Origin of the sequence: Neptuniibacter sp. PT8_73, from assembly GCF_047778045.1 — a bacterium.
Classification (GTDB): domain Bacteria; phylum Pseudomonadota; class Gammaproteobacteria; order Pseudomonadales; family Balneatricaceae; genus Neptuniibacter.
The window spans coordinates 1813372-1831066 of record NZ_CP180545.1 but is presented as its reverse complement, the minus strand read 5'-3'; the positions used below and the strand labels follow the sequence as shown (position 1 = coordinate 1831066).

At 45.0% G+C, this 17695-nt stretch carries 16 protein-coding genes; 11 read left to right on the top strand and 5 right to left on the bottom strand.

Features of this window, described 5'->3' with window-relative positions; genetic code table 11:
- Positions 1-17: 17 nt before the first annotated feature.
- Both ACMXYN_RS08200 and ACMXYN_RS08195 read right to left on the bottom strand, forming a co-directional pair.
- Positions 18-719 (bottom strand): ABC transporter permease, encoded by a 702-nt coding sequence (locus ACMXYN_RS08200; RefSeq protein WP_415888012.1) that lies wholly within the window; start codon positions 717-719, stop codon positions 18-20.
- Between the two features lie 77 nt (positions 720-796).
- On the bottom strand, positions 797-1624 hold the full coding sequence (locus ACMXYN_RS08195; protein WP_415894321.1) for a substrate-binding domain-containing protein: 828 nt from the start codon (positions 1622-1624) through the stop codon (positions 797-799).
- A gap of 357 nt (positions 1625-1981) precedes the next feature.
- Here ACMXYN_RS08195 and ACMXYN_RS08190 point away from each other — a divergent pair, with 357 nt between their 5' ends.
- Together ACMXYN_RS08190 and ACMXYN_RS08185 are read left to right on the top strand one after the other, a co-directional pair.
- A complete protein-coding gene (locus ACMXYN_RS08190) occupies positions 1982-3367 on the top strand; it encodes a sigma-54-dependent transcriptional regulator (protein WP_415894320.1) in 1386 nt (461 codons plus the stop codon).
- A gap of 95 nt (positions 3368-3462) precedes the next feature.
- Entirely contained in the window at positions 3463-5490 is a 2028-nt protein-coding gene (locus ACMXYN_RS08185; RefSeq protein ID WP_415894319.1) for a cache domain-containing protein, read from the top strand.
- Here ACMXYN_RS08185 and ACMXYN_RS08180 read toward each other — a convergent pair.
- Together ACMXYN_RS08180 and fdhD are read right to left on the bottom strand one after the other, a co-directional pair.
- Positions 5487-6395: a substrate-binding domain-containing protein gene (locus tag ACMXYN_RS08180; RefSeq protein ID WP_415881331.1), complete on the bottom strand. Its 909-nt coding sequence runs from the start codon at positions 6393-6395 to the stop codon at positions 5487-5489. The two genes, ACMXYN_RS08185 and ACMXYN_RS08180, sit on opposite strands and share 4 nt — an antisense overlap.
- Position 6396: 1 nt before the next feature.
- On the bottom strand, positions 6397-7251 hold the full coding sequence (gene fdhD / locus ACMXYN_RS08175; protein ID WP_415894317.1) for a formate dehydrogenase accessory sulfurtransferase FdhD: 855 nt from the start codon (positions 7249-7251) through the stop codon (positions 6397-6399).
- A 326-nt stretch (positions 7252-7577) separates the two neighbouring features.
- On the opposite strand from fdhD, the gene ACMXYN_RS08170 reads away from it, so the two are divergent.
- From ACMXYN_RS08170 to ACMXYN_RS08135, 8 genes are all read left to right on the top strand, one after another.
- Positions 7578-8021 carry a DUF3305 domain-containing protein gene (locus tag ACMXYN_RS08170; protein WP_415881333.1) on the top strand — a complete coding sequence of 148 codons (444 nt, stop codon included), beginning with the start codon at positions 7578-7580 and terminating at the stop codon, positions 8019-8021.
- Positions 8011-8529 carry a DUF3306 domain-containing protein gene (locus tag ACMXYN_RS08165; protein ID WP_415881334.1) on the top strand — a complete coding sequence of 173 codons (519 nt, stop codon included), beginning with the start codon at positions 8011-8013 and terminating at the stop codon, positions 8527-8529. Before ACMXYN_RS08170 ends, ACMXYN_RS08165 begins: the two co-directional genes overlap by 11 nt.
- Positions 8530-8793: 264 nt before the next feature.
- Positions 8794-10464, top strand: a complete 1671-nt coding sequence (locus tag ACMXYN_RS08160; RefSeq protein ID WP_415894315.1) for a 4Fe-4S binding protein — start codon at positions 8794-8796, stop codon at positions 10462-10464.
- Positions 10465-10474: 10 nt separating this feature from the next.
- Positions 10475-11107 (top strand): TorD/DmsD family molecular chaperone, encoded by a 633-nt coding sequence (locus tag ACMXYN_RS08155; protein WP_415881336.1) that lies wholly within the window; start codon positions 10475-10477, stop codon positions 11105-11107.
- 51 nt (positions 11108-11158) lie between these two features.
- The gene (locus ACMXYN_RS08150) at positions 11159-11362 is read left to right on the top strand and encodes a hypothetical protein (protein ID WP_415881337.1); all 204 of its coding nucleotides are present in this window, start codon (positions 11159-11161) and stop codon (positions 11360-11362) included.
- A gap of 20 nt (positions 11363-11382) precedes the next feature.
- Positions 11383-14247, top strand: a complete 2865-nt coding sequence (locus ACMXYN_RS08145; protein WP_415881338.1) for a molybdopterin-dependent oxidoreductase — start codon at positions 11383-11385, stop codon at positions 14245-14247.
- 13 nt (positions 14248-14260) lie between these two features.
- On the top strand, positions 14261-14866 hold the full coding sequence (fdh3B, locus tag ACMXYN_RS08140; RefSeq protein WP_415881339.1) for a formate dehydrogenase FDH3 subunit beta: 606 nt from the start codon (positions 14261-14263) through the stop codon (positions 14864-14866).
- A gap of 56 nt (positions 14867-14922) precedes the next feature.
- Positions 14923-15876: a formate dehydrogenase subunit gamma gene (locus ACMXYN_RS08135; protein ID WP_415881340.1), complete on the top strand. Its 954-nt coding sequence runs from the start codon at positions 14923-14925 to the stop codon at positions 15874-15876.
- 188 nt (positions 15877-16064) lie between these two features.
- Here ACMXYN_RS08135 and ACMXYN_RS08130 read toward each other — a convergent pair whose 3' ends face one another.
- On the bottom strand, positions 16065-16538 hold the full coding sequence (locus ACMXYN_RS08130; protein WP_415881341.1) for an Lrp/AsnC family transcriptional regulator: 474 nt from the start codon (positions 16536-16538) through the stop codon (positions 16065-16067).
- Between the two features lie 146 nt (positions 16539-16684).
- Between ACMXYN_RS08130 and ACMXYN_RS08125 the strand changes: the two genes are divergently transcribed.
- Complete coding sequence (locus tag ACMXYN_RS08125) at positions 16685-17695, top strand: hypothetical protein (RefSeq protein WP_415894314.1); 1011 nt, start codon at positions 16685-16687, stop codon at positions 17693-17695.

Below are 17695 nucleotides of genomic sequence, written 5' to 3'. Positions count from 1 at the left end.
TCCTCACAATCAAGCCGTTAAACTGCCTGACCTTTACCTCGAACAGACGCCAAGGTGAAATTCAAAAATAGAGCTAGCACCAGCAATACCAAACCAAGTGCAACGCCCTGAGCAAACATCCCTTTACTCGTTTCCAGCGCAATCGCTGTCGGAATGTTTCGCGTATAACCCATAATGTTGCCGCCGACCATCATCGAACAACCAACTTCTGAGATAATTCGACCGAAACCTGCAACCACGACGGCAAGCAAAGCAAATCTCGCTTCTCGCATAATCGTGATGATTGAAAAAGTGTAACCTGCACCTAATGTACGTGCGGTTTCCCAAGCTCTTCTATCAACCGCTTGAAAAGCTGAATGACTCATACAAACTAAAAGCGGAAATGCCAGCATGACCTGACCAATAATCATGGCAGGCTGGGTAAATAACAAATGTAGGTCTCCAAACGGACCGCTACGGGACAACATAAGATACAAAGTTAGACCTACCACTACGGTAGGCACTGCCATCAACGCATTGAAAAGAGCAATTACAATTGATCGCCCTTTAAAATCACACATCGCCAATAAAAAACCCACTAAGATAGCGGGTACAGTGGCGATAGCGATTGCGGTAATTGAAACTCGAAAAGAAACGCCAATAATATTCCAAAGGTCTGCATCAAAACTAAACAGCAACTGCAGAGCCAACATTGACGTATCTAAAAGATTATCTTGCATTATTTACTACTACATCAGGAAAAAGAGCCTGTGAAAGCAATCAGTTAGCATTCACAGGCAACATACTAAATAATTGTTTACTTAGTCGCTACTTCTGCTTGTGCAGAACCGTGGAACAATGCTTTACCTTTAATACGGAATTCATTGATCATTGTCTGGCCTTCAGAAGATACGAACCAATTAGAAAGCTGCTCAGCACCTTTTACATTCAAACCATTGTGTAGTTTTGGGTTAACCTGGATGATCTGGTAAGGGTTAAATAAACGCTTGTCACCCTGAACCAAAAGTTTCAGCTGTAGGCGGTCTTCATAAGCTAACCATGTACCACGGTCAGTCATGGTATAACCATTTAGCTCATCAGCGATCTGAAGAACCTTACCCATGCCCTGACCAACTTCTTTGTAGTTAGCAAACTCTTTACCTTGAGACGTTGCTGCCCATAAAGAAAGCTCTTTCTTGTGAGTACCTGAATCATCACCACGTGAAATGAAATCAGCATTTGCTTTAGCAATAGCAGCTAAAGCCTTTGCTACATCGCCGGAATCTTTGATTTTTGCTGGATCAGCTGCTGGGCCAACAATCACAAAATCATTGTACATAACGCTCTTAGGGCTTACACCAAAACCGCCATCTACAAATTTCTGCTCTGCTTTAGGTGCGTGAGTCATAACAACATCTACATCACCTGCCTGCCCCATACGCAGTGCTTTACCTGTACCCACAGCAATTACTTGCACTTTAGCGTCATGTTGTTTTTCAAATACAGGCAAAAGCTTATCCAACAAACCCGAGTTATATGTACTCGTTGTCGTAGCTAGACGAATAATCTGCTCTTCAGCTACTGCTGTTACGGAGGTAGCCGCTAAAATTGTTGTGGAGAGGGCTGCCGCGATCCACTTTTTCATCTCTTCATTCCTTATTTAATAATTATGATTAATCCAGTACACGCACCATACACACCCTGTGTAGGCGGTTTTAGCGTGTCTAGCTACCTAAAGAGCAATTTAAATGCCAAAGATTGAGGGCAACTTACTTTTTAGACTTTATTACATCAATTTACGCACCAAAATAGGTCATTTTGATTAATAATTCAGCAACTCTTAGGGAATTTGCGAAAAAATGAAACAATAGTCGTATCACGCCAATCCTATTTATGAGTCATAATGTCCGCACAAAACATTGACTGGGACAAAATGTCCAATAAAATTGGATTCTATTCCCAAGCAGTACCATCACGGTCATTTTTAGAGATTTGAGTTGAAATGAATTCACCTCTGCAAGGCACGCAAGCTCCCGCAGTATCAGTATTGGTTGTTGATGACGAAGTCGGCATGAGAAGCTTTCTACAAAAAGCTCTCGCAAAACGATTCGCCTTAGTAGAAACAGCAGGAAGCGTAGAAGAAGCTGAAGAGCTAAGAAAACGCTGCCACTTTGATCTCTTAATCGTTGATATAAAGCTACCCGGCCGATCCGGCATGGAATGGCATGAAGCCTTCGAAGATACCAACCGCAGCAGTGATATCATCTTCATGACTGCTTACGCAGACTTAGATACTGCAATTCAGGCACTCAGAGCCGGCGCTTCCGACTTTATTCTAAAGCCCTTCAGGCTTGAACAGATGATGAATGCTGTTGACCGCTGCCTTGATAAACGCGCTATGGAAAGAGCCAATTTCGTATTACGGCGTGAAGTTGATAACGCCTTCCCTATGACAGATATGATCGGCACTGGGCCTGCGATTAAACAGGTATTAGATGTCATCCATCGTGTTGCAAACACCCCTTCCGCTGTATTGATTGAAGGAGAGACAGGTACAGGTAAAGAGCTGGCTGCACGCATGCTTCATCAACTTAGCAATCGAAGCGGCCCATTTGTACCGGTTAACTGCGGTGCAATTGCACCTGATCTATTAGAAGCCGAGCTTTTTGGACACACTAAAGGAGCTTTCACAGGCGCAAACAAAGCCCGTGAAGGTCTATTTAATTTTGCCAGTGGTGGGACCCTTTTTCTTGATGAAGTTGGTGAAATTCCACTGCTTATGCAGGCTAAACTTTTACGCGCTTTGGAGCAAAAAGCCGTCAGACCTGTAGGTAGCGAGCAGGAAACAAGCGTTGATGTACGCATCATTGCAGCAACTAACCGCCAACTAAAAGAAGAAGTGGCTGAAAACCGCTTCCGCGAAGATCTCTATTACCGCCTAAACGTACTCAGCATCACCCTGCCACCGTTACGTGATCGCCGTGAAGATCTTCCAGATCTAATCCATCATTTTTCAGTAAAACTTTCTCGCGAGCTCGGTTTATCACCTATCCCGTTTACTCATGATGACCTTAAAGCCATGCAGGCTTACAACTGGTCAGGCAATATTCGAGAACTAAAAAACCTAATTGAACGCTGCATCTTATTAGGAAAGCTGCCCGCTGATTACTTCAAAGAGCAAGATAACAGCGAACCTAAAGCTTGCGGCAGCTTTGCTGGCTGGTCATTAGACGAGGTTGAAAAGCATCATATACTGCTTACCTTAGAGCAACATTCTGGGAACAAGTCCTCCACTGCCCGAGAGCTTGGTGTATCCAGAAAAACTCTAGATCGTAAATTGGCCGCTTGGGCTCAACAGGACGAAACGGTTGATGAGATCTCTGCATGAAATCCAGTTGGTATAATTTCAGCAGCACCTTAAGACACAAACTTTTATATCTAACTCTTCTCCCATTGCTGCTAACCGCAATAGGCTTCGCCATCATGGCGGCCTATTGGACGACCAGCTATACCGACCGCCAACTTTATATGAAGGTTAGCGCCGACCTTTCTGTAGCCAGTGGCACGCTGAATTTTATGCAACAAGAGCATCAAAACATTTTGATGCAACTTGGGAATAGCTACGAATTCAGAACCAACCTTCAACAAAATAATCGTCATGCATTACAAGGCCAGCTACACGAAATCCGCCAAAGTCGCTCCTTAGATTTCTTGAGGTTCATTGATGCACAGGAGCTAAATTCAACCCAGGAACCTTCATTAAAAAACCTATCTAAGCGTTTGTTATTAAAAGAAAGTCTAACCGGTTTAGCAGTAATTAACAAAGATGAACTTAATCAAATCAACATGGGTCTTGGCGATAAAGGACATATCAATTTAATAGACACCCCACGCGCCATCCCCAGCAATAGAACCGTTGAAGACCGCTCAATGGTACTTCGCGCACTGGTGCCAATCACAGATGATTTCGGCCAGTTAATTGGCGTATTGGACTCAGGGACCATTCTTAACAATACCACCGATGCCGTAGATACCATTCGCGATCTTGTCTACGGCGAAGGCACTCTACCCGAAGGCGGGATTGGCACTGTTACCCTATTCCTTGATGATGTTCGAATTAGTACCAATGTTCCTCAAGAAAGAGAGTCATTCAAAACCTCAGCACCACTAACACTCAAACAACGCGCAATCGGAACACGCGTATCTGCTGAAGTTAGAAAGGAAGTTCTAAGAAAAGGCGATACCTGGATAAACAGAGCCTTCGTAGTAAACGACTGGTATATCTCTGCTTATAAACCTTTACTTGATTTCAATAACAAGAAAATCGGGATGATCTATGCAGGTTTCACTGAGGCGCCTTTTACCAAGATCTATTACAAAACGCTGATCGAATCCGCGTCTCTAATCGCCTTGATCATGCTTGTATCTGCTGTTTTGGTTTTCAAGAAAACCCAGCTCATCATCCGCCCACTAAATAAAATCCATAAAGTGGTAACGGATATTCGTAATGGCGAAACCGACCATCGTATCGGCAAAATTGAGGCAGCTGATGAATTAGTAGAATTAGCAGAGCAGTTCGATGTTATGCTTGATCTAATAGAAGAACGTGAAAAACAGATCAGACAAGCTAATGACCAGCTAGAGATCACGGTAGAAAAAAGAACACGTTCATTAAAAAACCGTACGGATGCGCTCAAGCAGCATATCAAACTACTTAAAAGCACCCGAAAGCAGCTTCTTGATAAAGAAAAGCTGGCTGTATTGGGTGAGCTTACTGCAGGTATTGCTCACGAAATTAATAACCCAGCAGCGGTAATCCTTGGAAATATGGATCTATTGGTCGCAGAGCTCGGTGATGCCGTTAAACCCGCTCAGGATGAAGTAGACATGGTTATTGAGCAGGTATATCGGATAAGATCCCTAATTAACAACCTACTGCAGTACAGTCGACCCGGTCAGTACTTAGAGCAATACGAACATTTACAGTTAAACAGTATTAGCGACGATACTTTGCAGCTAGTTTCCCATGCGCTTGAGAAACAGCAAGTGGTCGTAGAGCGAAATTATCATGCAACCTGTCCTATTGAAGTTAACTGCCAGCAAGTACAGCAAGTTCTGGTTAACCTAATACTCAACGCCTCCCACGCACTAGAAGGCCCAGGTGTAGTAACTATTCAAACTGATGATTGGATTGAGGATGGAGAAGTTAAAGGCGCAACCATTAGTGTTATAGATCAGGGGAAAGGCATTTCCGAAGAACATCTAGAACGTATATTTGATCCATTCTTTACGACTAAAAAAAGTGGTACAGGACTTGGTTTATCTGTAAGTTACGGCATCATTCGCCGGCATGGTGGCGACATTACCGTCCGCTCTGAAGAAGAGCTTGGAACCATGTTCAAAGTCCATCTACTAAAAACCGCCAACCCCACGGGGGATGGCGGTGTCGAAGGCATTCTGGATGGCCTTGCAGCCGCAGAAAGAACCAATAGGCGCGCTATGAACGCTTAGCCTGGATCCGAACTCCAAATTAGGCGACCGCATCGACTTAAATCATAACCTTGAAGGCGCTGAGCTAAGGATAGACCCTCTGGACTCTGAAGGAATTCGAATAGGTTTTGCAGTAAGTTCCGGAAATAGACATTCCGCGGAACAACTAAGTCAAAGCTTTCATCGCACACTGGGATAAAGCCAAGCCCAAACTCTCTTGCCGCACTCAATGTACCTGGACCTATGTCAGCTTCACCCTTTGCAATTAAAGAAGCAACTTCTCGCTCAGAGAATGCAACACTTCCTACAGTCAGCTGATCCTGCGGGAAAGCATGACCAGCCAACCATTCATTCAAAAATCGCTGCGAACCGGCTCCTTCTTGACGAGTCACCCAGCGAGTACTGTAATCCAGTGCCTCATTTGGGTCTTGTAAGCGTTCGAGGTCCATCGGTCGCATAATCAAACCTTGGCTGCGGTTAAACAAATGAACCAAAATCCAATGCTTAGATTGCGAGAACTGTTGTAACAGCGCAGGATGTCGGACATCGCTTTCTTCGGCGCGCCCCCAATGAATCGCACAGGCATCAGCATGCCCCTGGGCAAGAAGCTCTAATCCAAGCTTTGTACCCGTTACCGTATAACTAAATAACGCTTTAGTTCTGAGATGTTGCGTCAATCTATTAGCTGCTGCCTGCAATAAAGGATCATCACTACCAGATAGCAGCAATCGATCAGCCATCATGCCACTATGGCAGCTCTCCAATAACCAGCGATCTACCAGTGACTTGGGGAACAACCATTTACCAGTCAGTTTAGTTGCAGGAATCTCACCCTCAGCAGCCATTGCATACACTTTTTTCTCGTTCAGGTGCAAATAATCAGCCAGCTGCTTAACATTCATAAACGCTTGAGACATATCACTCATCTTATGCCTCCGTTCTTGCTTGCTTAACAGAATTTTGCTTAGGCGGTAACTGCACATCTCTGATCAATGATGCATTACCACTAAACTGTAGAAAATGCTTACCTTTGGCTCGAGCCAACATCGTGATACCCAGCTCTCTGGCCAACTCTAAACCCATCTGGGTTACACCTGAGCGAGACAGCAATACAGGAATCCCCATCTGCGCAACTTTAATAACCATCTCAGATGTTAAGCGACCCGTTGTGTAGAAAATCTTATTATCGGTATCTATTCCTTGAAGCCACATACGCCCAGCAAGTGTATCGACTGCATTGTGACGACCAACATCTTCAATAAAAGAAACCACTTGGTCACCTTCGCAGATAGCACAACCATGTACTGCACCCGCGTTCTTATAGGTATCGTTATGCTTATTAAGGTTATCTAACAGCGCATAAACAGTACTTTGCTTAATCGTTACTTCAGGTAATCTAACCTCCTCAAGCTTTTCCATTACGCTGCCAAACATCGTGCCTTGACCACAACCACTAGTCACTGTGCGCTGCTGAAGCTTTTCCTCCAAGCCTTCAGGTTCGCCATGGGTTACAACAGCGGCTGCTTCAACATCCCAATCTACCTGTATTGCTTTAAGATCAGATAGAGAATGTATAAAGCCCTGATTTCGAAGATAACCAAGGACTAACGCTTCAGGATCACCACCCAAAGTCATTAAGGTAACAATCTCTCTTTTATTTAGATAAATCGTTAATGGGCGTTCACAGGCAATTTGAACCTGTCGAACACGTCCTTGTTCGTCGATCGCCTCTACTTCGTGAGTAAGCTGCGCAGATGCATTACTTATTATGATTTCTGACACGTTTTGCATATTCCAACTCTATTAATACAGCGTCACGCCATCTTCTTCGTAACTTTCTCTCCTTAGTAGCAATTTACGTTCCTACCTTGCAATACCTTATATTTTCTACCAATTAATACATTTAACTCTGCTTCCAGTAAGTACTAGGTCATTATTAGTGGGTCATTTTGTCCCAACTTTTTATAAACATGGGAATAATTGTCATAGCACTTGGGCTTCTAATGGCGAAAAGCACACCAATTCACGCCCAACCACCACCAAATTAAGAGATGGCCCGTAGTTTGCAGACCTCCGAAGGAGATTTTTCCTACGACGGAAGACAAAAGATGTCTGCAACCAAAACAACAGATAACTGGCCACTCCAAGTTTCTCTTTCAGTTGAAAGTATTGAAGTTAACGGCTGGGATACAGAACGCTGGCAGATAGATGCCATTGAGCCTCATCAAGACGATAAGCCTGACTTCTTCCACCTTGATTTAGATCTTCACAAAGATGAACGAACAGCCTATCGCTTTAACTTAGACTCTCAGCAACCACACCTCTTTGTCTTATGCAATGAAGATGAGATGGACAACGCATTAACGCCAATCCACATAACAGCTAGCCAAGACGACGCTGCTTCTTTTATGGATGGCGAACATAAGATGTTAGAAGTTGCGATGCCGCAGGCCGTTCAATGCTGGATAGACACCTACCTAGGCATACACGGTGAACTAATCGATTGCGGTAAAAAGAAGAAAAAAGGCAAGGGACGTAGCAGTGAGCGATAACCAATCATTTTTTTCTCGCTGGTCACAACGTAAAGCTGAGCAGCAAGCTGAGCCAATAGAAGAATCTCAAACAGAAGCCTCTCTTTCAGATGAAACTGTTGATACCGAAGAGTTACCACCTCTAACCGATGAAGATATGCCAGATATTGAATCACTGGATAACGACTCCAATTTCGAGCAGTTTTTTTCACCTGGTGTATCAGAAGAACTTCGTAATCTCGCCCTAAGAAAACTATTCAGATTACCTGAGTTCAACATTCGTGATGGCCTTAACGATTACGATGAAGATTTCAGCAAAATGCCTGCACTTACCCAAGAAGTTGTTTCTAAACTTCGAAGTTGGGCCGATGAAAAAATCGAGGAAGCCGAAGAAGGATTTAAAGAAGGCGTTAGCGGCGAGACCGAAGAAGATCAAGAGAGTATCAGCGATACGACCAAGGTCGAAAGCCACGACTTTAGTGATCTAGACGATTCTGATGACTTAGGCGATGCCGATCTTGAATGCTAATTTTTTCAGCAACTTAGGACAAAGAGTCGGAATGACTCAACTCTTTTTGACTCATAGAGACACTTTGTCCCACCCCGACCTAAGAAAAACAAAAACGACAGACCTAAATGCGCTTTAGGGGAATTTTTACAGCCAAAAACTGGTTCTCCGATTGCTTTATATAAACAACAAATTGTGACGAAAAACCTAAACGTTTGAGTCGCCCCTGAAATAGAGACTAAAGCATCGACAGAATGCACCCTATTTCAGTCAGTGAGGTAGAGAATGACGACAGAGCAGAGTGTAAACGCCAAAGCACGTAATTTGGCGATAAAACAAGTATCTTTTCCGCAGAACCTAGCGCCTGCGACAGTAACTTACAGCACCTACGGTCACTTATTGATTACGGGTGCCGAGGACACTATTCGTTTAGCTGCAGCACAACTGTCCGGCATGGCAAGCATCACTCTTCTTGCTACCGACCCAATTAGCAATACTGATACTGATCACCTACAACGCGCAATTGACGCTGCGCCTGAACTTAAAGTTCACACAGCGAAGCTTAGTCAGATAAAAGGCTTCCTAGGTCAATTCCAAGTCACAATCGATCATCAGGGCAATAACGAAAATTTCGCTAAAATTGCTCAGAATAAAAACTGCTTTGATCTGATTTTAAATTTAGGCCAAGAGTCTCTATTCACCACAGATCTAACGCCTGCAGGCTACTTCCACGTTTCACCTGAAAGCAGCACATTTTCTGAAGTCATCGAAGAGCTACCGAACTACATTGGTGAATTTGAAAAGCCTCGTTACTTCCAAATTAATAACGACATCTGCGCACACAGTAATCGCGGTCAAACGGGCTGTACTCGCTGTTTGGATGTTTGCCCTGCGGATGCGATTACCTCTTTTAAAGATTTAATCGAGATCAATCCTCATATGTGCCATGGTGCTGGTGGTTGTGCTACAGCCTGCCCTACAGGAGCGATCTCTTACGCATTACCTCAACCGGTGATGCTGCATAATTATTTGCACCGATTGATTTCTACTTATCAGAATAACGGCGGCACAGCACCAACGATTCTAATCCATGATCATGAAGTTGGAGCTGAGATCATTGCCAACCAACCAGAACTTCTTTCTGACAATGTTCTACCTGTTTCACTAGAAGAAGTGGCAGCAGCAGGACAGGAAAGCTGGTTAGTTAGTTTAGCCTCTGGTGCACAGCAAGTATTACTGCTAGATACACCTAATGTCCCTGATATGGTTCGCGATCTGCTTAAACGTGAATTAAAAACAACCCACGCTATGCTTGAAGGGTTAGGCTACTCTACTGAGCAGATTAAACTAATCACACAAGATGATCTGCCTAACGCCCAATCTGCTTCGTCTTACCGCAACATCCCGACTATTGCAGTCGTGGCTGAGACAAATAAGCGTGAAGCATTGTTCGTTGCTCTAGAGCATTTAACTGAGCATGGCGAAACTGCAAACCAAGATTATATTGCCTTGCCGGCGGGCGCTCCTTTCGGTCAGGTCAACGTAAACAGCTCAAGCTGTACTTTGTGCCTGTCTTGCGTTGCCGTCTGTCCCACCCAATCTCTGACTGATGGCGGAGAAATGCCGGCCCTTAATTTCCGTGAACAAAGCTGCGTGCAATGCGGCATGTGCGAAAGCGCATGTCCTGAAAATGCAATTGAGCTTGTTACACAGCTAAATCTGAAAGCTGAACGCGCAATCCCAGTTCAGATCCATACAGACGAAGCATTTGAATGCATCTCTTGCGGTAAGCCATTTGCGCCTAAACGCACTGTTGACAAGATGATCGAGAAATTGAGCTCACATCGATTCTTCCAAGGCGATGCCATTCAACGATTAAAGATGTGTGAAGACTGTCGTGTAAATGACATCTACACCGATCTGACAGCCAACCCTGAAAAGCAACTAGAACTGTAAGGAGCAGGAAATGACTAACATGATCAATGCAGCCCCTGCTCTACAAGAAACAGATGAGCTTCGTGCAGATATTTACGCACTACTAGCCACTATGCTTCGTAAGCAACCTGAAGCTGACCTACTTGCCTGGTTAAAAGAGCTTGAATCGGATCAAGATGAAGATACACCTATGGCTCGTGCATGGAGCACTCTTGCTCTTGCTGCGAAGCACTCTGAGCCATCTCAATTAGAAGATGAATACACCCAACTTTTTATCGGTGTAGGACGTGGTGAGTTAATGCCATTTGCGTGCTGGTACTTAACCGGCTCCCTAATGGAAAAGCCACTAGCTTTCCTACGTGAAGATCTCGAAATTCTTGGTTTTGAACGCCAAGAAAACGTGAAAGAACCAGAAGACCACATTGCGGCGCTATGTGAAGTGATGAGCATGCTGATCCGCACAGGTCGTGGTTATGAAGTACAACACCAGTTTTGGCAGAAACATATCCAAACCTGGGCAGAAAAGTTTTTTACAGATTTGCAGAGCGCAAAAACTGCCGTTTTTTATACTGCGGTTGGCTTGTTAGGTCATGCGTTTATGCAACAGGAAGATAACTGGTACCTGCAGTTATCACCTGCCGCACGTGAGGGCGGAAAACAATAAAAACAGGGCAAAGACAGACAAAATCTGTCGACGTTGATGCGGAGAAACAAAATGAGCCAGCAAGAAAAGCCTAACACAGGCCGCCGCGGCTTCTTGAAGAAACTTGGATTAGCGGGTACTGCCGCTGGTGCAGTTGCCGTAGCGGGCACTGCGCAAGCAAAAGTTACTACTGCTGAATCAGGTGAGAAACAGGAAGGTTCCGGTTACAAAGAAACTGAGCACGTTCGTAACTTTTACGAAACTTGTCGTAACTGATAGCCGCAAGAGGTGAGGAAATGAGACTAACGAAAAAATCCGATCAGCCTGCGGCTCCGTCGAAGGCAACCGGTCTAGGTTTGAGCCGCCGTCGCTTCCTGAAGAATTCAGGTGTAGCAGCGGGTGGTGTTGCGACTGCAGGCATCATGGCACCAGGCATGATGAAGCAGGCTGAAGCTGCAACTGTAGCTCCAGGTGCACCTACAGAAGTAAAACGTACTATCTGTTCACACTGCTCTGTAGGTTGCGGTGTTTATGCTGAAGTACAAAACGGTGTTTGGACTGGTCAAGAGCCAGCATTCGACCACCCATTCAACGCAGGTGCACACTGCGCTAAAGGTGCTGCCCTACGTGAGCACGGTCACGGTGACCGTCGTTTGAAATACCCAATGAAGCTTGTTGATGGCAAATGGAAGAAAATCTCCTGGGAAGACGCTATCAACGAAGTTGGTGACAAAATGCTACAGGTTCGTAAAGAATCTGGCCCAGATTCAGTCTACTGGTTGGGTTCGGCTAAATTCAGCAACGAACAAGCTTACTTATTCCGTAAATACGCAGCGATGTGGGGTACTAACAACGTAGACCACCAGGCGCGTATCTGTCACTCAACAACTGTAGCCGGTGTAGCAAACACTTGGGGTTACGGTGCGATGACAAACTCATTCAACGATATCCACTTCGCAAAATCCATTTTGCTAATTGGTTCTAACCCAGCTGAAGCTCACCCTGTTTCTCTACAGCACATCTTCCGTGCTAAAGAGCGCAACAAGGCACACATCATCTGTGTTGACCCTCGTTTCACTCGTACTGCAGCTCATGCGAACGAATACATCCGCATTCGCCCAGGCTCTGACGTTGCGTTCATCTGGGGCCTACTGTGGCACATCTTTGAGAACGGTTGGGAAGACAAGCAGTTTATCCAACAGCGCGTATACGGCATGGACGAAGTTCGTGCAGAAGTGAAAAACTGGACACCAGAAGAAGTTGAAAGTGTTACTGGTGTTAAAGAAGCACAAATGCGCCGCGCAGCTAAAGAGCTAGCTGAAAACCGTCCAGGTACTGTTATCTGGTGTATGGGTGGTACTCAGCATACTACGGGTAACAACAATACTCGTGCTTACTGCATCTTGATGCTTGCCCTAGGTAACATGGGTACATCTGGTGGCGGTACTAACATCTTCCGTGGCCACGATAACGTACAAGGTGCTACTGACCTTGGCGTACTATCTCACACCCTACCTGGTTACTATGGTCTTTCTGATGGTGCTTGGAAGCACTGGTCAAAAGTTTGGGACGTAGATTTCGAGTGGATGCAAAGCCGCTTCGACCAGAAAGTTCACCGTAAACTGAAACCTATGAACAACAAAGGTATTCCAGTTTCTCGTTGGATTGACGGTGTTCTAGAAGATAAAAACTTGATGGATCAGAACGATAACGTTCGCGTTATGGTTGCTTGGGGTCACGCTGTGAACTCCCAGACTCGTGGTCCAGAAATGAAAAAAGCGATCGAAAAACTAGATACCCTAGTAATCGTTGATCCTTACCCAACTCATGCTGCGGTAATGTCTGATCGTAAAGATGGCGTTTACCTGATCCCTGCATGTACTCAGTTCGAGACTTACGGTTCTGTTACAGCTTCAAACCGTTCTCTACAGTGGCGTGACCAGGTTATCGAACCTCTATTCGAATCTAAACCTGACCACGAAATCATGTACTTGTTCGCTAAGAAGTTTGGTTTCGAGAAGCAACTGTTCAAAAACATCGCTATCCAAAACGGCCAGCCTGTAGTTGAAGACATCACACGTGAATTCAACAAAGGTATGTGGACTATCGGTTACACAGGTCAGAGCCCTGAGCGTCTTAAACTACACCAGAAAAACTGGCACACGTTTAACTATGACACTCTTGCAGGCGAAGGCGGTCCAGCGAATGGCGAATACTACGGTATGCCATGGCCATGTTGGGGTACTGCTGAGCAGGGCCACCCTGGCACACCAATCCTTTACGATACAAGCAAATCTGTAGCTGAAGGTGGTTTGACCTTCCGTGCTCGCTTCGGTGTTGAACGTGACGGCGTTAACCTACTTGCTGAAGGCTCTTTCGGTAAAGGTTCTGAAATTAAAGATGGTTACCCAGAATTCACTGACAAACTTCTTAAGAAGCTTGGCTGGTGGGATGACCTAACTGCTGAAGAGAAGAAACTGGCTGAAGGCAAAAACTGGAAGACCGACCTTTCTGGTGGTATCCAACGTGTTGCTATCGCTCACGGCTGTTCTCCATTCGGTAACGCGAAAGCACGTGCAGTTGTTTGGACATTCCCAGACAAAGTACCTCTACACCGTGAACCGCTATACACGACTCGTCGTGACCTAGTAAGCAAGTACCCAACTTGGGATGACTCTGAGTCCATGTACCGTCTACCGACTATGTACAAGTCTATTCAGGACAAAGATCTTTCTAAAGAGTACCCAATCATTCTTACTTCCGGTCGTCTGGTTGAGTATGAAGGTGGTGGTGAAGAGACGCGTTCTAATCCATGGCTTGCTGAACTACAACAAGACATGTTTGTTGAAGTACACCCGGCTGATGCAAATACTCTTGGCTTTAAAGATGGCGAAGATGTATGGGTAGAAGGCGCTGAAGGCGGTAAAGTTCTTGTTAAAGCACTTGTTACACGCCGTGTAGAACAAGGCGTTGCATTCATGCCGTTCCACTTCGGTGGTAAGTTCCAGGGTAAAGATCTAACTGATAAGTACCCAGAAGGTGCAGCACCTTATGTAGTAGGTGAAGCAGCTAACACTGCTACCACTTACGGTTATGACCCAGTTACACAGATGCAGGAAACTAAGGTTACCTTGTGTCGCGTTCAGAAAGCTACTGCGTAAGGAGTAACAGACAATGGCTAGAATGAAATTCCTCTGTGACTCCAAGCGTTGTATCGAATGCAACGGCTGTGTTACAGCATGTAAAAACGCAAATGAAGTGGAATGGGGTATCAACCGTCGCCGCGTTGTAACTATCAACGATGGTGAGCCGGGTGAAACTTCGATCTCCGTAGCATGCATGCATTGTTCTGATGCTCCATGTATGGCGGTCTGCCCTACTGACTGTTTCTATCAGACAGACGACGGCATCGTATTGCATAACAAAGACCTATGTATTGGTTGTGGTTACTGCTTATACGCTTGCCCATTTGGCGCACCACAGTTCCCTAGCGACGCTGCTTTCGGTGAGCGTGGCAAGATGGACAAATGTACATTCTGTGCAGGCGGCCCAGAAGAGGACAACAGCCCTGAAGAGAAAGCGAAGTACGGTGCTAACCGTATTGCTGAGGGTAAACTGCCACTATGTGCAGAGATGTGCTCTACAAAAGCCCTACTTGCTGGTGATGCCAACGACGTTTCTGACATCTTCCGTGAGCGTGTGATCTACCGTGGTCACAACGACGGTGCTTGGTCTATGACAGAAGAAGATCTGTCTTACGACGCAACTCAGAAAGTCTGATAAACCCAACAGGTTGCCGGGAGCTTGCTCCCGGCACATTGACTAGAGGGGACATTATGCTCCGCTTTATTTTGCCATCTCGAATTGTTTTGCTGATTGCGCTGCTTTTTTCAGGCTTTGCTCAAGCAGTACCTTCAGATGCCAAAGTTGCTGGCTTTGCTGGCGCTGACTATTGGCAAGTAGTGAAGGAAGCTGAAGAAGGTCGCACTCAAGTTCAAGCACGAGAAGCAGGTCAATTGATCAATGTGAAAGGTGAAGAATGGCGCCACTGGCGTAACCAATGGGTTACACCTGCAGGTGCTTACGCTATTGGCGGCACCCTTGCTGTCCTTGCAATTTTCTACCTAATCGTTGGTCAGAAAAAACTTGATCACCCTCGTTCTGGTCAGCTTATTGAGCGCTGGAAACGATTAGATCGAGCAAACCATTGGACTGTGGCTATCCTGTTTATCATCTTAGCGATCTCTGGTTTGAGCATCCTTTACGGGAAGTTCTTCTTAAGAGCGGCCATGGGTGATTCGTTGTGGGCAAGCTACATTATGCTTTGCAAGCTAGCGCATAACTACTTAGGTCCGATCTTTGTTATTGGCCTATTGTTTATGATTGTTCGCTGGATCAAACATAACTTCTTTAACCGTACAGATCTAATCTGGTTCCTAAAAGGTGGCGGCATTATTGGTAATGCGCACCCTAGTGCTGGATACATGAATGGCGGTGAAAAAGTTTGGTTCTGGCTTCTAACAATCGTTGGTATTGTTGTTTGCGGTAGTGGCCTGGTTTTGGATTTCCAAAACTTCGGTCAAGTTCGTGAAACTATGCAGATTGCCAATTTACTACATGCTGCTGGTTCTTTGATTCTGATTGTTGGTTCTTTTGGTCACATCTATATCGGTACGGTAGGTACTGAAGGTGCACTGGAAGGCATGAAGACAGGTTACGTTGATGAAACCTGGGCTAAACAACATCACGATCTATGGTACGAAGAGGTTAAAGGCAAACAGGATAGTTAATTCCTGGTTGTAATATCTCTTACCCGGTGCCTTTTATTTAGCTGTACAACCCTTAATAAAAGGCACATCACTATCTTCACCATAACGTTTGTACATACCCTGACAAACGTGCTTCTTTTGCCGGCTTATCCAAGCCGGCTTTTTTGTGTCTGCTCTAACTCTAGTTAAATACTCTCTTCTGTAAGCACTTAAAGATGATCTACATCTACTTCTGTTGTGAACTTGTTTCTACGCAATGAGATTAACGAACGAAATTTTCTAAGATTTGGATCACTGGCTAAATCACGACGAGCAAACGCCTCGTATGCTTCCATATCCGGCACCATAATGACCAATACAAAATCGATATCACCCGTCACTTGGTAACACTGAGTAACCTCTGTGGCGTCCTGCATTTTGCGCATAAACATGTCATGAACATCGATAGAGTCTCGGATCATCTCAACCTCTACGATAATATTCAGCACCTTACCTAAAGCCCTCGGGTTCACTATGGCCACATCGGCCATAATGATGCCCTGCTCACGTAACTGTTTAACCCGTCGCAAGCACGCAGGTGGCGACAAGCCTACCTCCTCAGCCAGCGCTTGGTTACTTATTCGATTATCCACCTGCAGACATTTAAGGATATGACGATCGATACGATCTAATTGAACATCCATTAGATTCCACTCATTAAGATTTTTTTGTAATTAAATTAGAAAAAATTCGCAAAAACAAAATTTATATTAATTTCTAAGATAATTTTTCTAATTTTATTTTCACAAGCTTAATTAAAATAGCTAATTCAATCTACTGAAGTATTCCGATGATGATTAAGCCAGTCAGTACACATGATCTTTTAAACATAACACTGCCCGATCTTGGCCGTGAGATCTATGCCGTCTGCTTACTACTATTCAAGCTAACCATACCTATCATCATTGCTGTAAAGATCCTGGAAGAGATTGGCGCAATTCCTTACATCAGCGCTGCGTTAGAACCATTAATGCTATTTGTAGGCTTACCCGAGTCCATGGGCATCGTCTGGGCGACCACCATGTTGACCAATATCTACGCAGGCTTAGTTATTTTCTTTCAAACAGCGCCTCAAGAGAATCTCAGTGTTGCCCAAGTTACAGTTCTCGGCACGATGCTCCTTGTCGCTCATGGCCTACCGCTAGAATTACGAATCACTCAGAAAGCTGGTATGCGCCTTATATTTGCCTTTCTTTTACGCTTTGTTGGCGCACTTATTTTAGGTGCTCTGCTTAATCTGACCTATTCAGCAGGTGACTGGCTTAACGCACCTGTCGAACTGTTGTGGCAACCTGAAGCTACTGATCCAAGCCTGATTAACTGGATACTCACCCAACTACAAAGCCTTGCTATGATCGTGGTGATAGTCACAGCACTGCTCACACTTCTAAAGCTGCTCCGCTGGCTACACATAGAACGCTTAATGATTTGGCTGCTACAACCTTTTTTAAGGTTTATGGGCATCAGCAAGAAAGCCACATCTCTTGCGATCGTCGGTGTGACTCTAGGCTTGTCGTTTGGCGGCGGTTTGCTTATCCGTGAAGCAGAAAGTGGCAATGTTAGCCCTAGAGACTGCTTTTCAGCGCTTTGCTTACTTAGTCTGTGCCACAGTCTAATCGAAGACACCTTACTCATCATGACTATGGGGGCTGACCTTTCTGGAATTCTTTGGGCTAGGCTGATTTTCAGCATTCTACTCATCAGCTTGCTAACCCGATTAGTCTCTTTAACCAGTGATAGTTTTCAGCAACGTTTTCTGTTTAGAGACGTATCACTCCCTAACATCCAAAGACCAAAATAG

Bases quoted from the DNA above. Each gene is read 5' to 3' on its own strand.
- ACMXYN_RS08160 (WP_415894315.1), top strand. From the start codon at position 8,794: ATGACGACAGAGCAGAGTGTAAACGCCAAAGCACGTAATTTGGCGATA.
- ACMXYN_RS08170 (WP_415881333.1), top strand. From the start codon at position 7,578: ATGTCTGCAACCAAAACAACAGATAACTGGCCACTCCAAGTTTCTCTT.
- ACMXYN_RS08190 (WP_415894320.1), top strand. From the start codon at position 1,982: ATGAATTCACCTCTGCAAGGCACGCAAGCTCCCGCAGTATCAGTATTG.
- ACMXYN_RS08135 (WP_415881340.1), top strand. From the start codon at position 14,923: ATGCTCCGCTTTATTTTGCCATCTCGAATTGTTTTGCTGATTGCGCTG.
- ACMXYN_RS08145 (WP_415881338.1), top strand. From the start codon at position 11,383: ATGAGACTAACGAAAAAATCCGATCAGCCTGCGGCTCCGTCGAAGGCA.
- ACMXYN_RS08155 (WP_415881336.1), top strand. From the start codon at position 10,475: ATGACTAACATGATCAATGCAGCCCCTGCTCTACAAGAAACAGATGAG.
- ACMXYN_RS08150 (WP_415881337.1), top strand. From the start codon at position 11,159: ATGAGCCAGCAAGAAAAGCCTAACACAGGCCGCCGCGGCTTCTTGAAG.
- ACMXYN_RS08125 (WP_415894314.1), top strand. From the start codon at position 16,685: ATGATGATTAAGCCAGTCAGTACACATGATCTTTTAAACATAACACTG.
- ACMXYN_RS08200 (WP_415888012.1), bottom strand. From the start codon at position 719: ATGCAAGATAATCTTTTAGATACGTCAATGTTGGCTCTGCAGTTGCTG.
- ACMXYN_RS08195 (WP_415894321.1), bottom strand. From the start codon at position 1,624: ATGAAAAAGTGGATCGCGGCAGCCCTCTCCACAACAATTTTAGCGGCT.
- ACMXYN_RS08130 (WP_415881341.1), bottom strand. From the start codon at position 16,538: ATGGATGTTCAATTAGATCGTATCGATCGTCATATCCTTAAATGTCTG.
- ACMXYN_RS08180 (WP_415881331.1), bottom strand. From the start codon at position 6,395: ATGAGTGATATGTCTCAAGCGTTTATGAATGTTAAGCAGCTGGCTGAT.
- ACMXYN_RS08185 (WP_415894319.1), top strand. From the start codon at position 3,463: ATGGCGGCCTATTGGACGACCAGCTATACCGACCGCCAACTTTATATG.
- fdh3B (WP_415881339.1), top strand. From the start codon at position 14,261: ATGGCTAGAATGAAATTCCTCTGTGACTCCAAGCGTTGTATCGAATGC.